The sequence below is a fragment of the Streptomyces sp. NBC_00996 genome (assembly GCF_045162675.1).
In the GTDB taxonomy this organism is placed as follows: Bacteria; Actinomycetota; Actinomycetes; order Streptomycetales; family Streptomycetaceae; genus Streptomyces.
The window spans coordinates 1,521,937-1,541,368 of the sequence record NZ_CP108723.1; the positions used below are offsets into that span (position 1 = coordinate 1,521,937).

General features: G+C 70.8%; 14 protein-coding genes and 2 pseudogenes. 10 read left to right on the top strand and 6 right to left on the bottom strand.

The window, feature by feature from the left end:
- Positions 1–48: 48 nt before the first annotated feature.
- Entirely contained in the window at positions 49–807 is a 759-nt protein-coding gene (locus OG390_RS07375; RefSeq protein ID WP_406166008.1) for an alpha/beta fold hydrolase, read from the bottom strand.
- 111 nt (positions 808–918) lie between these two features.
- Between OG390_RS07375 and OG390_RS07380 the strand changes: the two genes are divergently transcribed.
- Positions 919–1,452, top strand: a complete 534-nt coding sequence (locus OG390_RS07380; RefSeq protein WP_406166010.1) for a PadR family transcriptional regulator — start codon at positions 919–921, stop codon at positions 1,450–1,452.
- Here OG390_RS07380 and OG390_RS07385 read toward each other — a convergent pair.
- Positions 1,429–2,319: pseudogene (locus tag OG390_RS07385) on the bottom strand (oxygenase MpaB family protein). The gene OG390_RS07380 and the pseudogene OG390_RS07385 sit on opposite strands and share 24 nt — an antisense overlap.
- Before the next feature lie 107 nt (positions 2,320–2,426).
- Between OG390_RS07385 and OG390_RS07390 the strand changes: the two are divergent.
- A complete protein-coding gene (locus tag OG390_RS07390; RefSeq protein WP_399088642.1) occupies positions 2,427–2,732 on the top strand; it encodes a hypothetical protein in 306 nt (101 codons plus the stop codon).
- 133 nt (positions 2,733–2,865) lie between these two features.
- Entirely contained in the window at positions 2,866–3,735 is an 870-nt protein-coding gene (locus OG390_RS07395; protein ID WP_406166012.1) for a hypothetical protein, read from the top strand.
- A gap of 569 nt (positions 3,736–4,304) precedes the next feature.
- Here OG390_RS07395 and OG390_RS07400 read toward each other — a convergent pair.
- Positions 4,305–4,487 carry a hypothetical protein gene (locus OG390_RS07400; protein WP_151473737.1) on the bottom strand — a complete coding sequence of 61 codons (183 nt, stop codon included), beginning with the start codon at positions 4,485–4,487 and terminating at the stop codon, positions 4,305–4,307.
- 105 nt (positions 4,488–4,592) lie between these two features.
- Positions 4,593–5,648: an acyl-CoA desaturase gene (locus tag OG390_RS07405; protein ID WP_406166014.1), complete on the bottom strand. Its 1,056-nt coding sequence runs from the start codon at positions 5,646–5,648 to the stop codon at positions 4,593–4,595.
- Positions 5,649–5,894: 246 nt separating this feature from the next.
- On the opposite strand from OG390_RS07405, the gene OG390_RS07410 reads away from it, so the two are divergent.
- The 3 genes and pseudogenes from OG390_RS07410 to OG390_RS07420 all read left to right on the top strand — a co-directional run bounded on the left by OG390_RS07410 (position 5,895) and on the right by OG390_RS07420 (position 11,437).
- On the top strand, positions 5,895–8,747 hold the full coding sequence (locus OG390_RS07410) for a DEAD/DEAH box helicase (protein ID WP_406166016.1): 2,853 nt from the start codon (positions 5,895–5,897) through the stop codon (positions 8,745–8,747).
- Positions 8,744–10,006 (top strand): SWF or SNF family helicase, encoded by a 1,263-nt coding sequence (locus OG390_RS07415; RefSeq protein ID WP_406166018.1) that lies wholly within the window; start codon positions 8,744–8,746, stop codon positions 10,004–10,006. The genes OG390_RS07410 and OG390_RS07415 overlap by 4 nt, the downstream gene beginning before the upstream one ends.
- A gap of 88 nt (positions 10,007–10,094) precedes the next feature.
- Positions 10,095–11,437: pseudogene (locus OG390_RS07420) on the top strand (esterase-like activity of phytase family protein).
- A gap of 65 nt (positions 11,438–11,502) precedes the next feature.
- Here the strand turns inward: OG390_RS07420 and OG390_RS07425 are convergent.
- On the bottom strand, positions 11,503–12,108 hold the full coding sequence (locus OG390_RS07425) for a hypothetical protein (RefSeq protein ID WP_406166020.1): 606 nt from the start codon (positions 12,106–12,108) through the stop codon (positions 11,503–11,505).
- Positions 12,109–12,626: 518 nt separating this feature from the next.
- Positions 12,627–13,793 (bottom strand): xylose isomerase, encoded by a 1,167-nt coding sequence (gene xylA, locus OG390_RS07430; RefSeq protein WP_406166022.1) that lies wholly within the window; start codon positions 13,791–13,793, stop codon positions 12,627–12,629.
- Between the two features lie 163 nt (positions 13,794–13,956).
- On the opposite strand from xylA, the gene xylB reads away from it, so the two are divergent.
- The 4 genes from xylB (at position 13,957) to OG390_RS07450 (ending at position 19,400) form a co-directional block, all read left to right on the top strand.
- Positions 13,957–15,402 carry a xylulokinase gene (xylB, locus tag OG390_RS07435; RefSeq protein ID WP_406166024.1) on the top strand — a complete coding sequence of 482 codons (1,446 nt, stop codon included), beginning with the start codon at positions 13,957–13,959 and terminating at the stop codon, positions 15,400–15,402.
- Between the two features lie 56 nt (positions 15,403–15,458).
- A complete protein-coding gene (locus OG390_RS07440; RefSeq protein WP_406166026.1) occupies positions 15,459–16,667 on the top strand; it encodes an ROK family protein in 1,209 nt (402 codons plus the stop codon).
- Positions 16,668–16,905: 238 nt separating this feature from the next.
- Positions 16,906–18,390 (top strand): APC family permease, encoded by a 1,485-nt coding sequence (locus OG390_RS07445; protein ID WP_406166028.1) that lies wholly within the window; start codon positions 16,906–16,908, stop codon positions 18,388–18,390.
- Positions 18,387–19,400 (top strand): acetamidase/formamidase family protein, encoded by a 1,014-nt coding sequence (locus OG390_RS07450; RefSeq protein WP_406166030.1) that lies wholly within the window; start codon positions 18,387–18,389, stop codon positions 19,398–19,400. Before OG390_RS07445 ends, OG390_RS07450 begins: the two co-directional genes overlap by 4 nt.
- Positions 19,401–19,432: the final 32 nt, after the last annotated feature.

Consider the following 19,432-nt stretch of genomic DNA (forward strand, 5'->3'; position numbering starts at 1 on the left):
CAGCCTCTCCCTGGGCCGGAGCGTCAGCCCCGCCCTGTGGCTGGAGTGTCAGCCCCTTCCGGCGATCTCCACCGCGACGGCATCGGGGTTGTCGAACATGACGTTGTGTCCGGCCCTGGGCACGGTCACGACGCGCACTCCGGCGGCCTCCAGGCCTTCGCTGCCCGGGAGTTCACCGCTCAGCTCACCCTGAAGGTAGACGCGGTCCGCCGTCAGCTCTTCGAGCATCCGGCGCATCGTGGGGTTCGTGCCGCGACTGAGCCCCGTCGCCGTGCGGTGCAGGGCGCGCGGATCGGCGAGTCGCATGGTGGCAGCCCAGGAGGGACCGACCTTCGCCAGCACGCGCGCGTGACCGCCGTTTTCGACGTAGTCGTCCTCCTCGTAGGAAGCGATGCCGCTGCTGCCCGCGGTGAGCGGAGGGTACGGGTCGAGGTTGGCCTCCGCCAGGACCAGCCGTGAGACGAGTTCGGGCCGCCGGTGGGCGAGCACGATGGCGACGGCGCCGCCCATGCTGTGCGCGACCAGCTCCGTGCCGGCGAGGTGGGCCGCGTCCAGGGCCACCGCCAACGCGTCCGCGTGGTCTTCCAGGGTGTAGCCGAAGTCCGCGGGCCGGTCGCTGATGCCGTGACCGGGCAGGTCGACGAACAGAGTACGACGGCCCGCCAGTTCGGGCCGGGCCGCCAAATGGGCGTGGTAGACCGTCGAGGCCGCCCCCAACCCGTGCACGTACACCCGCGCCGGTTCCGCGCCCGCCGCCTCCGTCCAGCGGATCTGGCTTCCGTTGCCGTCGAACTCGGCCTGCCGCATCGCGCACTCCCCTGTGTCGCCGCTTCGTGGTTTTCCACGTCTCCAGGAGGATACATCGGTACCGATGTATAGCGGAAGCGAGGTACAAGGAAAGTGCGGCAGAATGCGGGCATGCTGGAGCTGGCCATCCTCGGTTTTCTGCACGACGCCCCCCTGCACGGCTACGAGCTGCGCAAGCGCATCAGCGCGCTGACCGGGCATGTGAAACCCGTGGCGGAGAGCACGCTGTATCCCGCGATCAAACGGTTGGAGAAGGCGGACCTGCTGGTGCGGGCGCCCCAGCCCGGCGCCGTGGCCGCTCCTCGTCATGTTCTGACGCTCACGGAGGAAGGCAGAAGCGAGCTGCGCCGCCGGCTGGCGGACCCGGTACAGCGCGACATCACCGACGAGAACCGCTGGTTCACGGTGCTCGCCTTCCTCAGGCACCTGGAGGACCCGGGGGCCCAGGCCGCCGTGCTGCGGCGCAGACTCGCCTTCCTGGAGGAGCCCGCGAGTTTCTTCTACGAAGGTGACCGGCCGCTGTCCGCCGAGGAGCTGGACGACCCCTTCCGGCGCGGCATCCTCACCATCGCGCGAGCCACGAGCCGGGCCGAACTGACCTGGCTGCGGGCCACGATCGACTCACTCGGCGCGGGTGGCCGGTGAGACGGGGCAACCCCGCACACCGGGCACCGGACAGGTGCCCAGCTCTGCGACGCGGTAGCCGTCCGGGTGGCCCTTGATCTCCCAGTTCTGCCTCGCGAAGTGCGGCGCACGGCGCGGCGGCATCAGCCGAACCAGTCGACCACGCGCGCGCACCGCGCGGCGGACCAACGCGCGCGTCGTGGCACCCGGGGCTTTGTACCGGAAGGCCTGCAGCAGCGATTCATCGAGCAGGGCCAGGGTCGAGGCACGCAGCAGCGGCGCGAGCGGACGCGGGTACCAGGAAGCCATCAGGTCCAGCGTCGCGTCGGAGACCCGGCGTGCACGCTCGTCCCACCCGAAGTGCGCCTCTTCGTAGGCGTCGAGACAGGCCTCGAACTCCTCGTAGGTCTCAGGAAGGTCCTGGATACCCATGTGCCGCCCCAGGGTGCGGTAGTGCACGGTTGACGCGACGATCTCGTGGCGCGACAGCTTGCGCCACCCGTAGGCCTCGATCCACCTTTTGGGCATGACCACGAAGGTGCAGAGTACATAACGCATGTCTTCATTGCTGATGTCGTAGCTGCGGTGCATCTGGTTGATGCGGCGGATCGCCGTGCGGCCCTGCTCACCGTCGAAGCCGTGCTCGACGATGGCATCGAGGAGCAGCGCCGTGTCGTCGTAGCGCTTCTGTGCGCGGTCCGTGAGTTCCGCCGTCTCGGCGAGGAGCCGGCCGATGCCGGGGACGGCGTAGGTGCGGTAGAGGGCCACTTCCAGGGCGCGGGTGAAGTCCCAGGGGAATTAGTACGCGGAGGTGAGCCGGTAGATCTCCGACGCCTCCTTCTCCGGATCCATCCGCCGAATCTGTTCGAGCCGCTCGTAACGCTTCACCGGGCTGTCCCCCTTCTGTCGCCGCGGCTCCAACTCTACGTTGAGTAGCAGCAGATGAACGATCGGAGATGACCATCGCACAGGGGGAAGGTGGCCTGATGTCCGGCATGTTCGGCAGACTCCGCAAGCAGTGGCGCAACAAGGGGACCGAGCGGTCCGAGGAGTCCCGGACCGCGGCGCCGCGGTCCGAGAAGCGTGCGCACAACCTGTTCGAGGCGGCCGCGGCTTATGTGTCGGCGTGCGCCGAGGACGACCAGGACCAGATCGACGAGGCGGCGGCATGGGTGTCGCCGGAGGCGCTGTCGTTCGGGGTGAACGAGCTCGCCTGCCGGGCCGTGATAGCCCTGGCACGAGAACGCGACGAGTCGCCGCAGACGGTGGCCCGTACGCTGCTCGGACTGCCCGTGGCCTGACCTCGGGGCCGGAACGGTCGTTTCGCCCCTGTCCAGCCGGATAACTGCAGCTCCGCGTGTGCTTCGGGCCCGTGACAAGCGCCTTCCGGTCGCATTATGGTGCGCCGACGAACGTAGCGATGGGGAGGCAGGGATGGCCGGGACGGACGATGGCGCCGTCGCCACCGGGGACGACGACGCACTGGACGACGACGCGCTCTATGTGCTGACGGCGGTGTTGCTGACACCCGCGAAGTTCCCCAGCGTACTGGGGGACGACTACCCGGAGGCATGTGCGGCGCTCGGTCTCGCGCCTCTCGCCGACGGGTACGGTCTCGTGCTCGGCCAGGACGGCGAGGGCGCGCGGTGGACGGTGGTCGTCGACGACGTCTCGCTGGTCGCCGTCGCCATCGCGTCCTGGGACTGCGGAATGGAGCACGACCTGTCGCCGGACGAGCGCACGGTCGTCTCCGCGCTGCCCGGCTGGCCGCTCGAGGTCGCCGTCTCGGCCCCCGGGGTGCCGGCCCCGCACGACCCGGCGCCCGAGCTCACGGAGCAGCCCCCGCTCAGTCCGCCGGACACCGCCACTTGGGGTCCTGCCCAACGGCGGCTCGGCGCCGACGAGATCGCGCTGCAGTGGGCGACCTGGCGGGAGCAGATCGACGACAGCGAGTTCGTCACGTCGGAGGGCGAGGCCGAGCCCGACGTGGCCCGGGCCGAGGAAGCGGCTCAGGAGGCGAGTGTCGACGGCGAGGCACGCAGCGGTGTCCGCCGGGTGCTCGCGGAGGCCCGCTCATACGTGGAAACGCCGCCTCCGCTCGGTCGTGTCCGCTCGTCCTTCGCCACGGGCGACGCCCGGACCCTGCGGGCCGACGGCCCCGGCTGGTCCTTGGTCGCCAGGACCGACGACATAGCGTTCGTCCTCCTCGACGAGGAGCCCGGAGAGGTCCTACCCGTCGGTCGTGGACCGGAACTGCCCGGTCTCCTGGAGGCGCTCGACAAGATGGCGGTACGCCCGAGCTGAGGTGCGGTGCCACGCGCAACCGCGTGGCACGGCGACTCGGCAGGCCGCTGCGTCCCGCACCTTGCGGGGTCCTCCGGGTCGGTGAACGCATCGCCGAGCACCCTTATGGCATCGCTCGCGTCCAGGGTCAGCCGGACGGGCAGAACGCGGCACGCGTCAACGGTCGCGTCTTCGCCAGCGTTTTCGACGAGCCGTGGTCGCGAGCGCAGCCCGGGCCACCGCGAGGCGGCGCCCGACGGCCCGCCCGGTACGTGTCGTGGCGGCCCGCCCTGGTGTCGCTCGGGGCGAGGCGTGCCAGCAACGGCGTCGTGTGCCGTTCGTAGGTCACCGGCGTCGAGGGCGCTGGAGGGATTCGTACGCGTGCGGGGTGAGCGGGCGGGCGTAGCGTCAGGGCGCTCCTGCGTGTGTGGGACGGGTGGGGAGTCGAAGTGGCCCCTCGAACGGGCCGAGGTCGGTGGATCCGCCTCGCGTCGCATCGCCGATCGCGGACCGTACCGACGGCACGTCCGCGAGCGGCGATGCGACGAACTCGGGCGCGCTGGACGGAGCAGCACCAGGGCGGTGGCTCCTCAGCGGCCGAGCTCCTTGCGCGTGACGCGGCGCAGCCTGCGCCGCTGCGAGGGGTCCAGCGCAAGGTATGCGGCCGCCGGGACTCCCAGCACGATCAGGAAGGCGGCCCACCAGGGCAACCAGATCAGCAGGATGAGCCCGACCGCCACACCTCCCGCAGCGATCTTCGCGTTCTTCGACATGTGCGTCGCCTCCTTCGCGGCTGCTGCCGCTCTCTGTCCTGAGAACGGGTCTCTGTCTCCCACGGTTCCGGACCGCGACCCTGATACGTCCCTGAGGCGCGCCCCCTACTCAACCCTGAGAGGTTCCCCGACCTCGTGCATGTGGCGGAGGGCCTGCCGGTAGGAGTCGACGAGCCCGGTCTCCGTGTAGGAGATACCCAACTCCTGGCAGTGCGCGCGCACCAGGGGCTGGGCAAGGCGCAGATGGGGGCGGGGCATGCTAGGGAACAAATGGTGCTCGATCTGGTAGTTCAGGCCGCCGAGGAACCAATCCGTGAGAACTGCTCCGCGGACATTGCGCGAGGTGAGCACTTGGCGACGCAGATGTCCCCAGCACTCGCCGTCCGGGTCGGGCATTTCCATGCCTTTGTGGTTGGGTGCGAAGGCCATGCCCAGGTGCAGGCCGAACAGCGCCTGGTGGAGGGCGGCGAAGGCCAGGGCCTTCCCGAGCGACATGGAGGTGAGCAGCAGCGTCGCGTACGCGGCCACGTGGGCCATCAGCAGCAGGGCCTCCACGACCCGCTCACGCGGCGGCTGCCTGCGCAGGTCTTGGAAGCCATGGACCTTCAGGGCGACGCCTTCGAGGAGGGTGAGCGGGAAGAAGAGCCAGGCCTGGTTGCGGGTGAGCCAGCGCCGGAAGCCGGACCGGTCCTTGGCCTGCTCACTGGTGAACACCAGGACATCGGCGACGACGTCGGGGTCCTTGTCGATGTGGTTGGGGTTGGCGTGGTGGCGATTGTGCTTGTCGTTCCACCAGGAGTAGCTCATCCCCAGGAGCAGGTTGCCGTGGATCAGGCCGATCAGGCGGCCGACGGACTTGTCGCCGGTGATCTGGGAGTGGCCCGCGTCGTGGCCTATGAACGCCGTTCGGGCGGCGAGGACGGCGAGCACCGGGGCGAGGAGCAGCGTCCACCAGGAGTTGCCGATCAGGGCGATGCCGGTCACGACTGCCGCCAGGGCCAGCGCGTTCGCGGCGATCTCGCGCGCGTACCAGCCGTGACGCCGCCTCAGGAGACCCCGGTCCTTGACCGTACGCAAGAGGGGCGCGAACTCGCTTCCAGGGGTCTGCCCGACGCTCGCCCCTGGAGGGTCTTCCGCGAGGACTGCGGCGGTCTGGGGCATGGCGGGTCTCCGGTCTCTCAGACAACGGGCTGACCTGATGAAACGTACGAATCAGTGACCTTCGGCGACCATGGCACCACCACCCGTGTCGATACGGGGGTCTCCTGGCGCACGGCAGGGGTGCTGGCTACACCCCGCACGAGGTGACCCACGTCAAATGGCCGGCCGTGCCCGCCTGCCCTCCCGGGTGCTGTACCCTCGGCGACCCGGCCCCCAGTAGTCAAGTTTGAGGAATACGCCATCGCTGTGCAGAGGATTCCCGCGGCAACCCCCGCCGAGATCTCCGAACTGGCCCACTGCTGTACCGTGTTCGTGCCCTCCGATCCCTCCCGTACCGGCAACGTCGCGTTCTGGCGCCCTGAAGGCGACTCCCCTCCCCCGGTGGCGTCCGGCTCCGCCGAGGAGCTGACCGTCGTGCTGCCCGCGGACGAGGGCGTCGAGCTCGTGACCGTGCCCGCTGTGCTGCTTCCTGTACGGGCCGCTCTGCCGGTCCTCACGCGCGCGCGTGCCGTCGCACAGGTTCAGCGGGCGACCGCGTTCTGGGGCACGGCCGCCGTGCTCGCCCTCCAGTTCGCCGCGCGCGGACTGCTGCTGCCGGGGCTGTCGTCCGGTGACCACGACGTGTGGCGTGCGGGTCCGCTGCGCGCGGAGGATCTGGAGCGGATCCGTGAGCTGGCGGCAGCCATGCCGCCCGAGGCGCACGCGGCGCCGGTGGACGAAGCCGAACCGCTGCGGCTGCCGGAGCCCGAGCGGTTGCTGCGCGCCTTCCTGGACGCGGTCGCCGACGCGCTGCCCCGCTCACCCGCGGCGGCGTTCGCGGCGGGCGGTCCGCCCTTCGCGGCGCCGGAGCCCCAGCACATGCCCGAGCAGCGCGCCTGGGCCGAAGATGTCGCCGCCATGCACGACGCGGACGTACGGATCTCCCTGCGCGTCGAGGTGCCGGGGCTGGCGTCGGCGGTGTCGGACGAGACGCGGCTGCCGTTCCGCGCGGTGCTGCAACTGCACAGCGCGAGCGATCCGGCCCTCGTCGCGGATGCCTCCGCAGTCTGGGCCGGATCCGCCGGCTTCGGCCCACGCGCGCGGAGGGACGCCTTGCTCGCGCTGCGCCGCGCGGCCCGGGCCTGGGCCCCGCTCGCTCCCCTGCTCTCGGCAGCCGTGCCGGACACCGTCGAGCTCGCCGACGAGGAAGTGGCCGAGCTCCTCGGCGAAGCCTCGCGCACGCTGGCGTTCGCCGGTGTCGACGTGTACTGGCCGACGGAGCTGGCACGGAAGTTGACGACCCGGGCGGTCATCGGCCCACTGGACGAGGGAGAGGGCCGGGGCAAGGCCACCTCGGACGCGCCCTCGTTCCTGTCCGCGGACGCGCTCCTCGCCTTCGACTGGTGGTTCGCGCTGGGCGACCAGCAACTCACCCGCCAGGAGCTGGACCAGCTGGCCGAGGCCAACCGGCCCATGGTGCGGCTGCGCGACCAATGGGTCCTCGTCGATCCGCGCGAGGTGCGCCGTGCCCAGGCGCAGCAGGGCCGCAAGGTCACGCCCATCGACGCGCTGAGCGCCGCTCTGACGGGCTCCACGGAGGTCGACGGCCGCCGGGTCGACGTCCGTCCCACGGGATGGCTGGCGACCCTGCGGGAGCGGCTGGCGGACCCGGAGGGACAGGAGCCGGTCGGGCAGCCCGCCGCGCTCCGCGCGACGCTGCGGGACTACCAGGCGCGGGGCCTCAACTGGCTGGCCCGGATGACCTCTTTGGGACTGGGCGGCTGTTTGGCCGACGACATGGGCCTGGGCAAGACGATCACGCTGATCGCCCTGCATCTGCACCGGCAGACCGACGAGTCCGCTGCGGGCCCCACCCTCGTGGTCTGCCCGGCCTCCCTGATGGGCAACTGGCAGCGCGAGATCGAGAAATTCGCTCCCGGCACCCCCGTACGCCGCTTCCACGGCTCTCGGCGCGGACTGGAGGGTCTGGCCGACGGCGAGTTCGTGCTCACGACGTACGGCACGATGCGGCTCGACGCGTCGCGGCTCGACGAGGTGGCGTGGGGCATGGTGGTCGCGGACGAGGCCCAGCATGTGAAGAACCCCTACTCGGCGACGGCGCGGGCGCTGCGCACCATCGGCGCACGCGCGCGTGTGGCGCTCACCGGCACCCCGGTGGAGAACAACCTCTCCGAACTGTGGGCGATCCTCGACTGGACGACACCAGGTCTGCTCGGCAGCCTCGGCACGTTCCGCTCGCGCTACGCGCAAGCCGTCGAGGACGGCCTCGATCCCGCGGCGGCCGACCGGCTCGCCCAGCTCGTACGCCCCTTCCTGCTGCGCCGCCGCAAGTCGGACCCGGGCATCGCGCCCGAGCTGCCGCCGAAGACGGAGACCGACCGTGCCGTGGCCCTCACCAACGAGCAGGCGGGTCTGTACGAGGCCATGGTGCGCGAGACTCTTGCGGAGATCTCGGGCGCGGACAACATGGCGCGGCGCGGTCTGATCGTGAAGCTGCTGACCGGGCTGAAGCAGATCTGCAATCACCCGGCCCAGTTCCTCAAGGAGGACCGGCCGAAGATCCCGGACAGGTCCGGGAAGCTGGAGCTGCTGGACGAACTGCTCGACACCATCCTCGCCGAGGGCGCGAGTGTTCTGGTCTTCACGCAGTACGTCCGGATGGCGCGCCTCATCGAGCGTCACCTGAACGCGCGTGGTGTGTCGACGCAGTTCCTGCACGGAGGGACGCCCATCAACGAGCGCGAGGCGATGGTGCAGCGCTTCCAGGAGGGCGAGATCCCCGTCTTCCTGTTGTCGTTGAAGGCTGCGGGCACGGGACTGAACCTGACACGGGCCGAACACGTCGTGCACTACGACCGCTGGTGGAACCCAGCCGTCGAGGCACAGGCCACGGACCGCGCCTACCGCATCGGCCAGAGCCGGCCCGTCCAGGTGCACCGGCTCATCGCCGAGGGAACCATCGAGGACCGTATCGCCGACATGCTGCGACGCAAGCAGCAGTTGGCCGACTCCGTCCTGGGCGCCGGTGAGGCAGCGCTCACGGAGCTGACCGACGCGGAGCTGGCCGACCTGGTGGAGCTGCGAGGGGGCGCACGATGACGGATCGCACCGAGGAGCGTACGTTCGCCGCGCTGCCGCCCGAGCCCGGGCGGGGTTTCGCGCAGACCTGGTGGGGCCGAGCGTGGCTGAAGGCCCTGGAGGACGCGGCGTTGGACTCGGGGCAGGTGAAGACGGGCCGCAGGCTCGCGCGCGCCGGGGCGGTGGGCGCCGTGTCGGTGCGTCCGGGGCGCATCACGGCCGTCGTCCAGGACCGCGACCGCACCGCACACCGTGCGGATGTCCTGCTGCAGGAGCTGCCCGAGGAGCACTGGGACCGTTTCCTGGACATGGCCGCCGAGCGCGCGGGGCACATCGCGGCGCTGCTCGACCGCGACATGCCGCCGCATCTGGTCGAGGACGCGGCGGCCGCCGGAGTCGACCTCCTGCCGGCACTCGGCGATCTGGAGGCGGAGTGCGACTGTGGCGCCTGGGACCACTGTGGGCACACGGCCGCCCTCTGCTACCAGATGGCGCGGTTGCTGGACGAGGATCCGTTCGTTCTGCTGTTGATGCGGGGGCGCGGCGAACGCCGCCTGCTGGACGAGCTCCAGGAGCTCACCAGCGCGCCCGCGCGGGAGTCGCCGGTCACCGGCCGGGAAGGCGTGGACGCCGCCGAGGCGTACGCCGCCCAGAACATCCTGCCGCCGCTGCCGGCTCTTCCGGAACTGCCCGACGAGCCCGGGCGGCCGCCCTCCCTGGACATGGAGACCATGCCCGCCCCAGGAGTCGACCCCACCGGCGTGGAGTTCCTCGCGGCCGCCGCCGCGGGCCAGGCGTACCGGCTGCTCGCGGAGGCACTGGCTTCCGGACACGGACAGCGTGCGGTCGAGGCCGAGTTGACACTTGGCCAGGACGCGGTCCGGCTGGCAGCGGACGGCCCGGAGAAGGCGATCACCCAGCGCCTCGCCGAGGGGTCGGGACGCGATCGCGAGGAGCTGCAACTCGCCATATGTGCCTGGCGGTACGGGGGTGTGGCCGCGCTGTCCGTTCTCGAGGACGAGTGGGCCGTGGAGGCGGTATCGCCGACACGCGCGCGTGCGGCTCTGGAGTCGGCCTGGGACGAGGACGAGCGGCCGCGGCTGCGCGCCGCAGGCAACCGCTGGACGACGGACGGCGCCTCCGCTCAGCTGCGTCTGGGGCGCGACGGTCGGTGGTGGCCGTATCGCAAAGAGCGGGGCCGCTGGGCCCCGGCCGGACCGGCAGCGAAGGATCCGGCAACGGCGCTCGCCACGGCGGAAGGAAACCCGATGAATGGTTGACGCCCTGAGTTCACCTCCAGGTCGCGCGACGTTCGGTGCGGGGGCCAACTCTGGCCGCTGTCAGCGAACTTGTGCCCCAGGAGGCTCGATGTCCCCGCATGCTGTCGGCCGGCGCCGCGTCCACCGATCCGTCGCGGCGAGTGTGCCGCTCGCCGCGCTGGCCGCCTTCGTGGTGTCCGGCACCGCGAGCGCCGCGGGCACCCCGTCGCAGTCGCGAGTGAGCCGCACCGCGACGCTCGGCGACATCCCTCTGGGCGTGTTCAGCAACACGCTGCTGCCCTGGACGGTGGCCGACGACCGGGGCGTGGACCTCGGGGGAATCGGCAGTGACATCTATCCGGCCGGGCGCAAGGGCGAGTTCTGGACGGTCACCGACCGCGGGCCCAATGGCCAGATCAAGGTGGACGGCAAGAAGCGGCGGACGTTCCCGGTGCCGGGCTTCGATCCGGCGATCGTGAAGATCAGGGTGTGCGGTGACACGGTGAAGGTGCTCGACGCGATCCCGATCACCACGGCCTCCGGGAAGCCCGTCGGCGGGCTGCCCAATCAGGCGGGGCGCGACGAAGCGCCGTACTCCTATGACGCCCGGACTCCGCTCACGTACGACGCGAACGGTGTGGACACCGAGGGCATCGTGCGGGCCCAGGACGGCACCTTCTGGCTCGTCGACGAGTACGGCCCTTCGCTGATCCATGTCTCCGCGCAAGGGGAAGTGCTTACGCGCTACGTGCCCAAGGGGCTGAACCTGACGGGTACGGACTACCCGGTGGTCGAGGCGCTACCGGCCATCCTGCTGCACCGGAAGATCAACCGTGGTTTCGAAGGGCTCGCCCAACTCCCGGACGGCGAGCTGGTGATGGCCCTGCAGAGCCCGCTCTGGCTCCCCGACGGCGACGCGGGAGGCACCTCGCGCACGACGCGGCTGCTGCGCTTCTCGCCCAAGAAGCGGGCAGTGACGGCCGAGTACGCGTACCGCTTCGACCCGGTGAATGTGGTCGATCCGAGCGAGGACGACACCTCCGAGCTGAAGATCTCCTCCGTGGTGGCCGTCGGCAGTGACCGGTTGCTCGTCGAGGAGCGCACCGACAAGGCCGCCCGCCTGCAGCTGGTGAAGCTCACGCGTGACGCGGACATTCTCGGCGACGCGTGGGACACCGACACGACGTCGCCTTCCCTGGAACAGCACGACGATCCGGCGGCGGCCGGCGTCCCGGTGCTCAGCAAGCGCCTGGTCGTGGACCTGGGCACGGTCGAAGGGGTGCCCGGCAAGATCGAGGGCGTCGCGCGGGTGGACCACGACACGCTCGCCCTCATCAACGACAACGACTTCGGGATGACCGACGGGGCGGGTGCGTTCGACGCGAGGGCCGACTGGTGGACAGCGGGATCGAGACGACGGTCACGTACGTACGGCTGCCGCACGGGATCTGACCTCGGACGCTCTTCGTAGAGCACGCGCGCGTGGGCGATGAACGGCGGCCACGCGCGCGTGGCGCTCACTTCAGGGGCTTCGTCAGCTTGTTGGTGCCCTTGCCGATGTCCGCCGCCAGGCTGCAGGCGACATTGTCGATGCCGATCTTGTAGCCGCTGGAGTCCGGATACTGCACCAGGGTGCCGCGTACGGTGCCCGCGGGCTGCCTGGCCGCCGTGCGTTCCAGTATCGATTCGCACAGCGCCGACGCGGCCTTCTTGAGGGCGGCGTCGGTCGAGTAACTGCCGTTGAGTTCGGCCACCTTCACGACTTCGGCGTCGTGCGGCTTGGTGCACGAGCGCTCGGCGGCCTGGCCGGGCAGGCTGTCGAACGTGTCGAAACAGTCGCCCTTCTTCAGCATGTAGTACGGCACTTCGTCGTTCGCGAGGGTCGGGAAAAGCGATTGGAGGTCGCTCGGTACGACTCCACCGGGTACCTCCGAGGGCAGTGTCGGCACGACGCTGGGCACCTCTGACGGCAGGGAGGGCAGTTCGGACGGGATGCTCAGCGAGGGGCTGGGTGAGCGGCGTGTGCTTTCGGTGGGCGACTTCTTGTCCTGTTTGCCGTCGCCACCGAAGACCACCACGGCCACGGCGACGACGGCTCCTACGGCCACGATCACGGCGAGCACGAGGAACAGGGGGTTGCGGCGCCGCCCTCCGCCTCGATGGCCACCGGGCCCACCGGGCGATCCAGGAGGCGGCGACTGCCAGCCCCCGCCGCCCTGTCCGGGAGGAAGGCCACCGCCCTGCGACGGCGGTCCGTAGCCATCAGGAGGGGGACCGTAGCCGCCGGGCGACGGACCATAGCCGCCGGGGGGAGGTCCGTAGCCTCCGGACGGAGGGCCAAAACCACCACCTCCAGGAGGCGACGTGTCTCCCGGCGGCCGAGGGGGCTGGGGCGGTACGGGCGGCATGGCCATACCGTCAAGAGTCGCCTCGAACCGGTCATGACGCGACCCCCGCGCGGAAGTTGATACGGACTCATGCCATGGATCGCATGATTCCGGCGAATTCCGCGCAGAGATCCACAGAAGGAGAACGCCAGGTCCGGACCCGCCGGAGGGCAGGTCCGGACCTCACGGATGCGCCGGGCGGCAGGACCGCGCCTCCACACCCACGGCAGGTCCACACACCCCAGGGAACCCGATCAGCCCCGTGCACCCAGCAGGTGGTCCATCGCCAGCTGGTCCAGACACTCGAAGGCCATCCCGCGCGCCGCGGCCGCCTCCACATCGAAGCCCTCGAAGGCCGCGCGGTCGGCGAGCAGCCCCTCCAGACCGTCCGCCGCGGTGGGCTGCGCCAGCTCGTCCAGGCGCGAGGCGCGCAGCGCCTCCTGGACCTCGGGGTCGGCGCGGAAGGCCGCGGAACGTTCGCGCAGGATCAGGTAGTTGCGCATGCAGCCGGCGGCCGACGCCCAGACTCCGTCGAAGTCCTCGGTGCGCGGCGGTTTGAAGTCGAAGTGCTTCGGCCCCTCGTAGCCGGCGCTCTCCAGGAGGTCGACCAGCCAGAACGCGGAGCGCAGATCGCCCGCACCGAAGCGCAGGTCCTGGTCGTACTTGATGCCGGACTGGCCGTTGAGGTCGATGTGGAAGAGCTTGCCCGCCCACAGCGCCTGCGCGATGCCGTGCGGGAAGTTCAGCCCGGCCATCTGCTCGTGGCCGACCTCGGGGTTGACGCCGTACAGCTCCGGGCGCTCCAGGCGCTCGATGAACGCGAGAGCGTGGCCGACGGTGGGCAGCAGGATGTCGCCGCGCGGCTCGTTCGGCTTCGGCTCGATCGCGAACTTCAGGTCGTAGCCCTGGGAGGTCACGTACTCGCCGAGGAGGTCGAAGGCCTCCTTCATACGGTCGAGGGCCACGCGCACGTCCTTGGCGGCGCCCGACTCGGCGCCCTCCCGGCCACCCCAGGCGACGTACGTCTGGGCGCCCAGCTCGACCGCCAGGTCGATGTTGCGGATCGTCTTGCGCAGCGCGTAGCGGCGGACGTCGCGGTCGTTGGCGGTGAACGCGCCGTCCTTGAAGACGGGGTGCGTGAACAGGTTGGTGGTGGCCATCGGCACCTTCAGACCCGTCGCGTCCAGGGACTGCCTGAACCGCTTGACGTGCGACTCGCGCTCGCTGTCCGAAGATCCGAAGGGGATCAGGTCGTCGTCGTGGAAGGTCACTCCGTAGGCACCGAGCTCGGCCAGGCGCTGCACCGATTCGACCGGGTCCAGGGCGCGCCGGGTGGCGTCGCCGAACGGGTCCCTTCCCTGCCAGCCGACGGTCCACAGGCCGAAGGTGAACCTGTCCTCGGGGGTGGGCTGGTAGTTCATGCCGCGGCTCCTTGCTAGCTCCGACTATTTCGTCATGGCAGTTAACAAATTAGTATGCGAAGGCATCTCTGGGAAGAGACGAAGTGCGAAACCCGGGTCACGCTGGTCCTGGGTACCTCAAGAACAGGCCGATCCCGCGGAGCCGCGGAAGAGGGAGAGCCCGATGTCAGCAGCCGAGGGTCCGCTCGTCGTCGGGGTGGACACATCCACCCAGTCCACCAAGGCCCTGGTCGTCGACGCGTCGACCGGCCAGGTGGTGGCGAGCGGACAGGCGCCGCACACCGTCTCCACGGGGGCGGGCCGCGAGAGCGACCCGCGGCAGTGGTGGGACGCGCTCTGCGAGGCCCTGCACCAATGCGGGGAGGCGGCACACGAGGCCGCTGCGGTGTCGATCGGCGGCCAGCAGCACGGGCTCGTCACGCTCGACGCCCAGGGCGATCCCGTACGCCCCGCCCTGCTGTGGAACGACGTACGCTCGGCGCCGCAGGCGCGTCGGCTCGTCGAGGAGCTGGGCGGCCCGAAGGCCTGGGCCGAACGGACCGGCAGTGTGCCCGGTCCGTCGTTCACGGTCACGAAGTGGGCATGGCTGGCCGAGCACGAGCCGGACGCCGTCCGTGCGACCGCGGCCGTACGACTCCCCCACGACTACCTCACCGAACGTCTCACCGGACAAGGCACGACCGACCGGGGCGATGTCTCCGGTACGGGCTGGTGGGCGTCCGCGACCGAGACGTACGACGAAGAGGTTCTCGCCCACGTCGGCCTCGACCCTGCGCTGCTCCCGCGCATCGTCCGGCCCGGTGAGGTGGCCGGAACCGTGCATGCAGGCCACGAGCTGCCGTTCTCCAGGGGCACACTGGTCGCCGCGGGCACCGGCGACAACGCGGCCGCCGCGCTCGGCCTCGGGCTGCGCCCCGGCACCCCGGTATTGAGTCTCGGCACCTCCGGCACGGTGTACGCCGTCTCGACGCGACGCCCCGCCGATCCGAGCGGCACCGTGGCGGGCTTCGCCGACCCGCGCGGCGACTGGCTCCCGCTGGCCTGCACCCTGAACTGCACCCTGGCCGTCGACCGAGTCGCCGCGCTGCTGGGCCTGGACCGCGAGGCCGTCGAGCCGGGCGCGGGCGTGACGCTGCTCCCCTACCTGGACGGTGAGCGCACGCCGAACCTGCCGCACGCCTCCGGACTGCTGCACGGACTCCGGCACGACACGACGGGTGGGCAGCTGCTCCAGGCGGCGTACGACGGCGCGGTCCACTCGCTGCTGGGCGCGCTCGACCTGGTGCTCGACGAGGACGCCGACCGCTCCGCTCCGCTGCTGCTGATCGGCGGCGGCGCCCGGGGAACGGCCTGGCAGGAGACGGTTCGCCGGCTGTCGGGGCGGCCCGTTCAGGTGCCCGAGGCCAAGGAACTGGTCGCGCTGGGAGCCGCCGCTCAGGCCGCGGGCCTGCTGACGGGCGAGGACCCGGCCGCCGTCGCCCGGCGCTGGAACACCGCCCGCGGGCCCGTGCTCGACGCCGTGGAACGGGACGAGGAGACGCTCGCGAGGATCACCGGGGTACTCTCCGACGCGGCCCCGCTGCTGGAGCGGGAGCCGAACCGGAACTGACCGGACACTGACAAGGACCGCCCGAGGGGACCGTCCGGACGAGGACTGACGGAGGCATGACCGCACCGCTGCACGAGGTTCACCCGACCGGTTCCGGCCGTCGGCTGCCCGACACCCAGCAGGGCATGCGTCGCCGCAACCTCTCCCGGGTGATGCACACCGTCAAGGCCGAGGGGCCGCTGTCGCGCGCCGCCGTCGCCTCGCGCATCGGCCTGACGCGAGCGGCCGTGTCGACGCTGGTGGACGAGCTGATCCGTTCGGGACTCCTCGAAGAGCTGGGCCCCGAGCGGCCCGGCCGGGTGGGGCGGCCGGGCTCGGCCCTCGCCGTCAGCGGGCAAGGTCCCGCGGGGATCGGGGCGGAGGTGGGCGTCGACCATCTCGCGGTGTGTGCGGTCGATCTACGGGGCGAGGTACGGGCCCGGGCCGTGCGGCACGGCACGAACCGCGGGCGGCCGCCCGAGCCGGTGATCCAGGAACTGACGACGCTGATACGTCAGGTGATCGCCGAGGCGGAGCGGGAGGGGCTGTGGCCCGCGGGCCTCGCGGTGGCCGTGCCCGGTCTGGTGGCCCGCGACGCCCGAACCGTGGTCCGCGCCCCCAATCTCGACTGGCACGACACGGACCTGGGCACGCTGCTGCCCAACGAGCTGCCGCTGACCGTGGACAACGAGGCCAACTTCGGTGGTCTCGCGGAACTCTGGCTCGGCGAGGCGACTCCACGAGACTTTCTGCATGTGTCGGCGGAGATCGGCATCGGCGCGGCGGTGCTCGTGGACGGTCGGCTGCTGCGCGGAACGCGCGGCTTCGCGGGCGAGTTGGGGCATGTGCCGATCCACCCCGAAGGGCCGGAGTGCCCGTGCGGTGGACGCGGGTGCCTCGAACAGTACGCGGGTGAGGAAGCCGTCCTGCGTGCGGCAGGTCTGGAGCCGGGCGAGGACCGGGTCGGGCTGCTGGCCGAACGCGCCGCCCACGGCGACACGGAGGTAAGGCATGCCCTGCGCGAGGCCGGAACAGCGCTCGGCATCGCGCTGACCGGGGCGGTCAATCTGCTGGACCCGGAGACCGTCGTGCTGGGGGGAGCGCTGTCCGGTCTCGCGCCATGGCTGCTGCCGTCGCTGGAAGACGAGTTGGCGCGGCGCACAGCAGGTCCCGCCTGTGCCGTGTTCGTCTCACGGCTGGGTCCCGAGGGACCACTGCTGGGCGCGGCACACTCGGTGGTGCGGGCAGTACTCGACGATCCGGCCGTGGTGGCCGGCCGGGCGTAGCGAGCAGGTGGGCGAGCGCAGCCGACAGGCGAAAAGGGCGGCGTGCGTCGAGAGTCGCGAGACGCCCCGTCCGGCACCAATTCCCTCTTTCGGGTGGCCGAGTTGTCCACAGTCCCGGGCCTGTCCACCGACTCACGCCTCACTCTTCCTGCCCAACCGGCAAGCGCCGTACCGTAATTCACGCGAGGCGCAGCCGTCGGACGGCTGGCCGCGTGTCCGGGCGAATCGGGGGGTTCACATGTCGGGGGAGAGGGTTCCAGGACTGCGGCGTGAGGCGATCGGGCTGCGAGAGGTGCTCTTCCAGAGCATCACGGCCATGGCGCCGGCGGCGGCGGTCGCCGCGTCCATTCCGTCGGGCGCGGCCTTCGCGGGCGGCAGTCTGCCGCTGTCCCTGCTCATCGCTCTGGTGGCGTGCCTGTTCACCGCGTCGTGCGTGGCCGAGCTGGCACGGCAGTTGCCCGCCGCGGGATCGGTGGCCACGTACGCGGCACAGGGGCTCCACCCGGCCGTCGGATTCCTCGTGGGCTGGGGCTATGTGTTCGTCGAGGCGCTCGTGCCTCCGCTGCTGCTCCTGCAGCTCGGGTTCACCACGGCGGGCACGCTGCACCAGGAGTGGTCCTCGTATCCGGGCGACCTGTGGTGGCCCTGGTCGCTCGCGGGCGCGGCGGTGATCGCGGCGGCCGGGTACTTCGGAGTGCGCGCCTCGGCCCGCTTCGGAACCGTCCTGGGAGTGTTCGAAGTGCTGGTCTTCGTGGTCTTCGCCGTATGGCTGATCGTCAAGGCGGGCGGTGACAACACATCGTCGGTGTTCGGCACCTCGCACACGGCCGAGGGATACCAAGGCATCAGCGGCGTGTTCGCGGGATCGGTGTACACCGTGCTCGCCTTCGCCGGGTTCGAGGCGGCGGCACCGCTCGCGGAGGAGACCAAGGACCCGCGCCGCACGATGCACCGCGCCGTCCTCGGCGCGGCACTCGCGATCGGCCTCTTCTACGTCCTGACGACCTACGCCATGGCCGTGTACTTCGGACCCGACCGCTTCGCCGGGTTCGGAGCCTCCGGCGCCGCGTCCTGGGAGGGCGTGGCCCGCGCTTCGTTCGGCCTGTTCTGGGTGCTCGTGTTCCTCGCGGTGGTCAACTCGACCATCGCCAACGCCAACGCCTGCGCCAATGTCTCCACGCGTACTGCCTTCGCCCTGGGGCGGATCCGGGTGTTCCCGCAGCTCTTCGCACGCGTGCACCCCAGGCATCGCTCCCCCGTGGCCGGAATCGCCGTGCAGTGGGCCGTGGCGCTCGCGGCCATGCTGGGGCTCGGCTTCTCCTACGACCCCGTGACCGCCTTCCTGCTGCTCGCCACAGTGATCGTCACGGTCGTGATCGGCGTGTACATCGTGGTGAACCTCGCCTGCGCGGGCTACTTCCTGCGCCGCAGGCGAGAGTTGTTCAAACCGGTGCGGCATCTGCTGTTCCCGCTGCTCGGCATCGTCGCCTTCGTCCCCGCGCTGCTGACTGCGGCGGGCCTGCCGGTCTTCGACTTCGTGTCCGAGCTGACCGCGCCCGTGTCATACGCGGGTCCGGTCGTCGGTGCCTGGATGATCGCGGGGGTCATGGTATTGATCTTCCTGCTGCGCCGTCACCCCGGGCGCATAGCCGAGACCGCCCGTGTCCATTTCGACGATTCCCCCACCCCCGAGCCCCGGCAGAGCGGAGCTGTGCAGTCATGAGCGACCCCCGGATCCTGACCGTGCGCCCCGCACCGGGCGAGTACGCGTGGACGTTCGGCGGCGCGCCGCCCGTGGCCCTTATCGCGCCCGGCACGGTCCTTGACCTCTACACCGAGGACTGCTTCGCCGGACGGGTGCGCTCCGAGAAGGACCTGGTGTCCGAGGTGTGCGAGTTTCCGTTCCTCAACCCGCAGACGGGACCCTTCCATGTGGAGGGGGCGGAGCCGGGCGACACGGTGGCGATCCACTTCGTCTCGATCGAACCGGCCCGCGACTGGGCGGCATCGACGACGGTTCCCCTCTTCGGCGCCCTCACCTCCACGCACACCACGGCCACGCTGCAGCCGCCGCTGCCGGAGACCGTGTGGATCTGGCAGCTCGACCGGGAGCGGCGTACCGCCCTGTTCAGCGCGCGTGACAGTGACATCCGGATCGAGCTGCCGATGGATCCGATGCACGGAACCGTCGGAGTGGCACCCGCGAACCTCGAGGTTCGCTCCGCGCTGGTGCCCGACGCGCACGGCGGGAACATGGACACTCCGGAGATGCGGGCCGGCGTGACCTGTTACCTCGGAGTGAACGTCGAGGGCGCCCTGTTGAGCCTCGGTGACGGGCACGCACGACAGGGCGAGGGCGAGACCTGTGGAGTCGCCGTCGAGTGCGCGATGAACACAGTGGTGATCGTCGAACTGCTCAAGGGAGTGGCCACCCCCTGGCCGCGCATCGAGTCCGACACGCACATCATCTCGACCGGCTCGGCACGCCCCTTGGAGGACGCGTTCCGGATATCCCAGCTCGACCTGGTGCAGTGGCTGGTGCGTGACTACGGGTTCAGCGAATTGGACGCGTACCAGTTCGCGACCCAGGCGGTCGAGTCGCCGCTCGCCAACGTCTGCGACACCAACTACACATGCGTCGCCAAACTCCGCAAGGAATGGCTGCCCGCGCGGGAGACGCATCGCGGACTGCACGCACAGCTGCGCGACACAGCAGCGGTACTCCGACGCTGAGCCGAGCGTCGCCACCCCCCCCACCATCGAAA

Excerpts from the sequence above, each read along its gene's own strand:
- OG390_RS07375 (WP_406166008.1), bottom strand. The coding sequence starts at position 807 with ATGCGGCAGGCCGAGTTCGACGGCAACGGAAGCCAGATCCGCTGGACG.
- OG390_RS07380 (WP_406166010.1), top strand. The coding sequence starts at position 919 with ATGCTGGAGCTGGCCATCCTCGGTTTTCTGCACGACGCCCCCCTGCAC.
- OG390_RS07390 (WP_399088642.1), top strand. The coding sequence starts at position 2,427 with ATGTTCGGCAGACTCCGCAAGCAGTGGCGCAACAAGGGGACCGAGCGG.
- OG390_RS07395 (WP_406166012.1), top strand. The coding sequence starts at position 2,866 with ATGGCCGGGACGGACGATGGCGCCGTCGCCACCGGGGACGACGACGCA.
- OG390_RS07400 (WP_151473737.1), bottom strand. The coding sequence starts at position 4,487 with ATGTCGAAGAACGCGAAGATCGCTGCGGGAGGTGTGGCGGTCGGGCTC.
- OG390_RS07405 (WP_406166014.1), bottom strand. The coding sequence starts at position 5,648 with ATGCCCCAGACCGCCGCAGTCCTCGCGGAAGACCCTCCAGGGGCGAGC.
- OG390_RS07415 (WP_406166018.1), top strand. The coding sequence starts at position 8,744 with ATGACGGATCGCACCGAGGAGCGTACGTTCGCCGCGCTGCCGCCCGAG.
- xylA (WP_406166022.1), bottom strand. The coding sequence starts at position 13,793 with ATGAACTACCAGCCCACCCCCGAGGACAGGTTCACCTTCGGCCTGTGG.
- xylB (WP_406166024.1), top strand. The coding sequence starts at position 13,957 with ATGTCAGCAGCCGAGGGTCCGCTCGTCGTCGGGGTGGACACATCCACC.
- OG390_RS07440 (WP_406166026.1), top strand. The coding sequence starts at position 15,459 with ATGACCGCACCGCTGCACGAGGTTCACCCGACCGGTTCCGGCCGTCGG.
- OG390_RS07445 (WP_406166028.1), top strand. The coding sequence starts at position 16,906 with ATGTCGGGGGAGAGGGTTCCAGGACTGCGGCGTGAGGCGATCGGGCTG.
- OG390_RS07450 (WP_406166030.1), top strand. The coding sequence starts at position 18,387 with ATGAGCGACCCCCGGATCCTGACCGTGCGCCCCGCACCGGGCGAGTAC.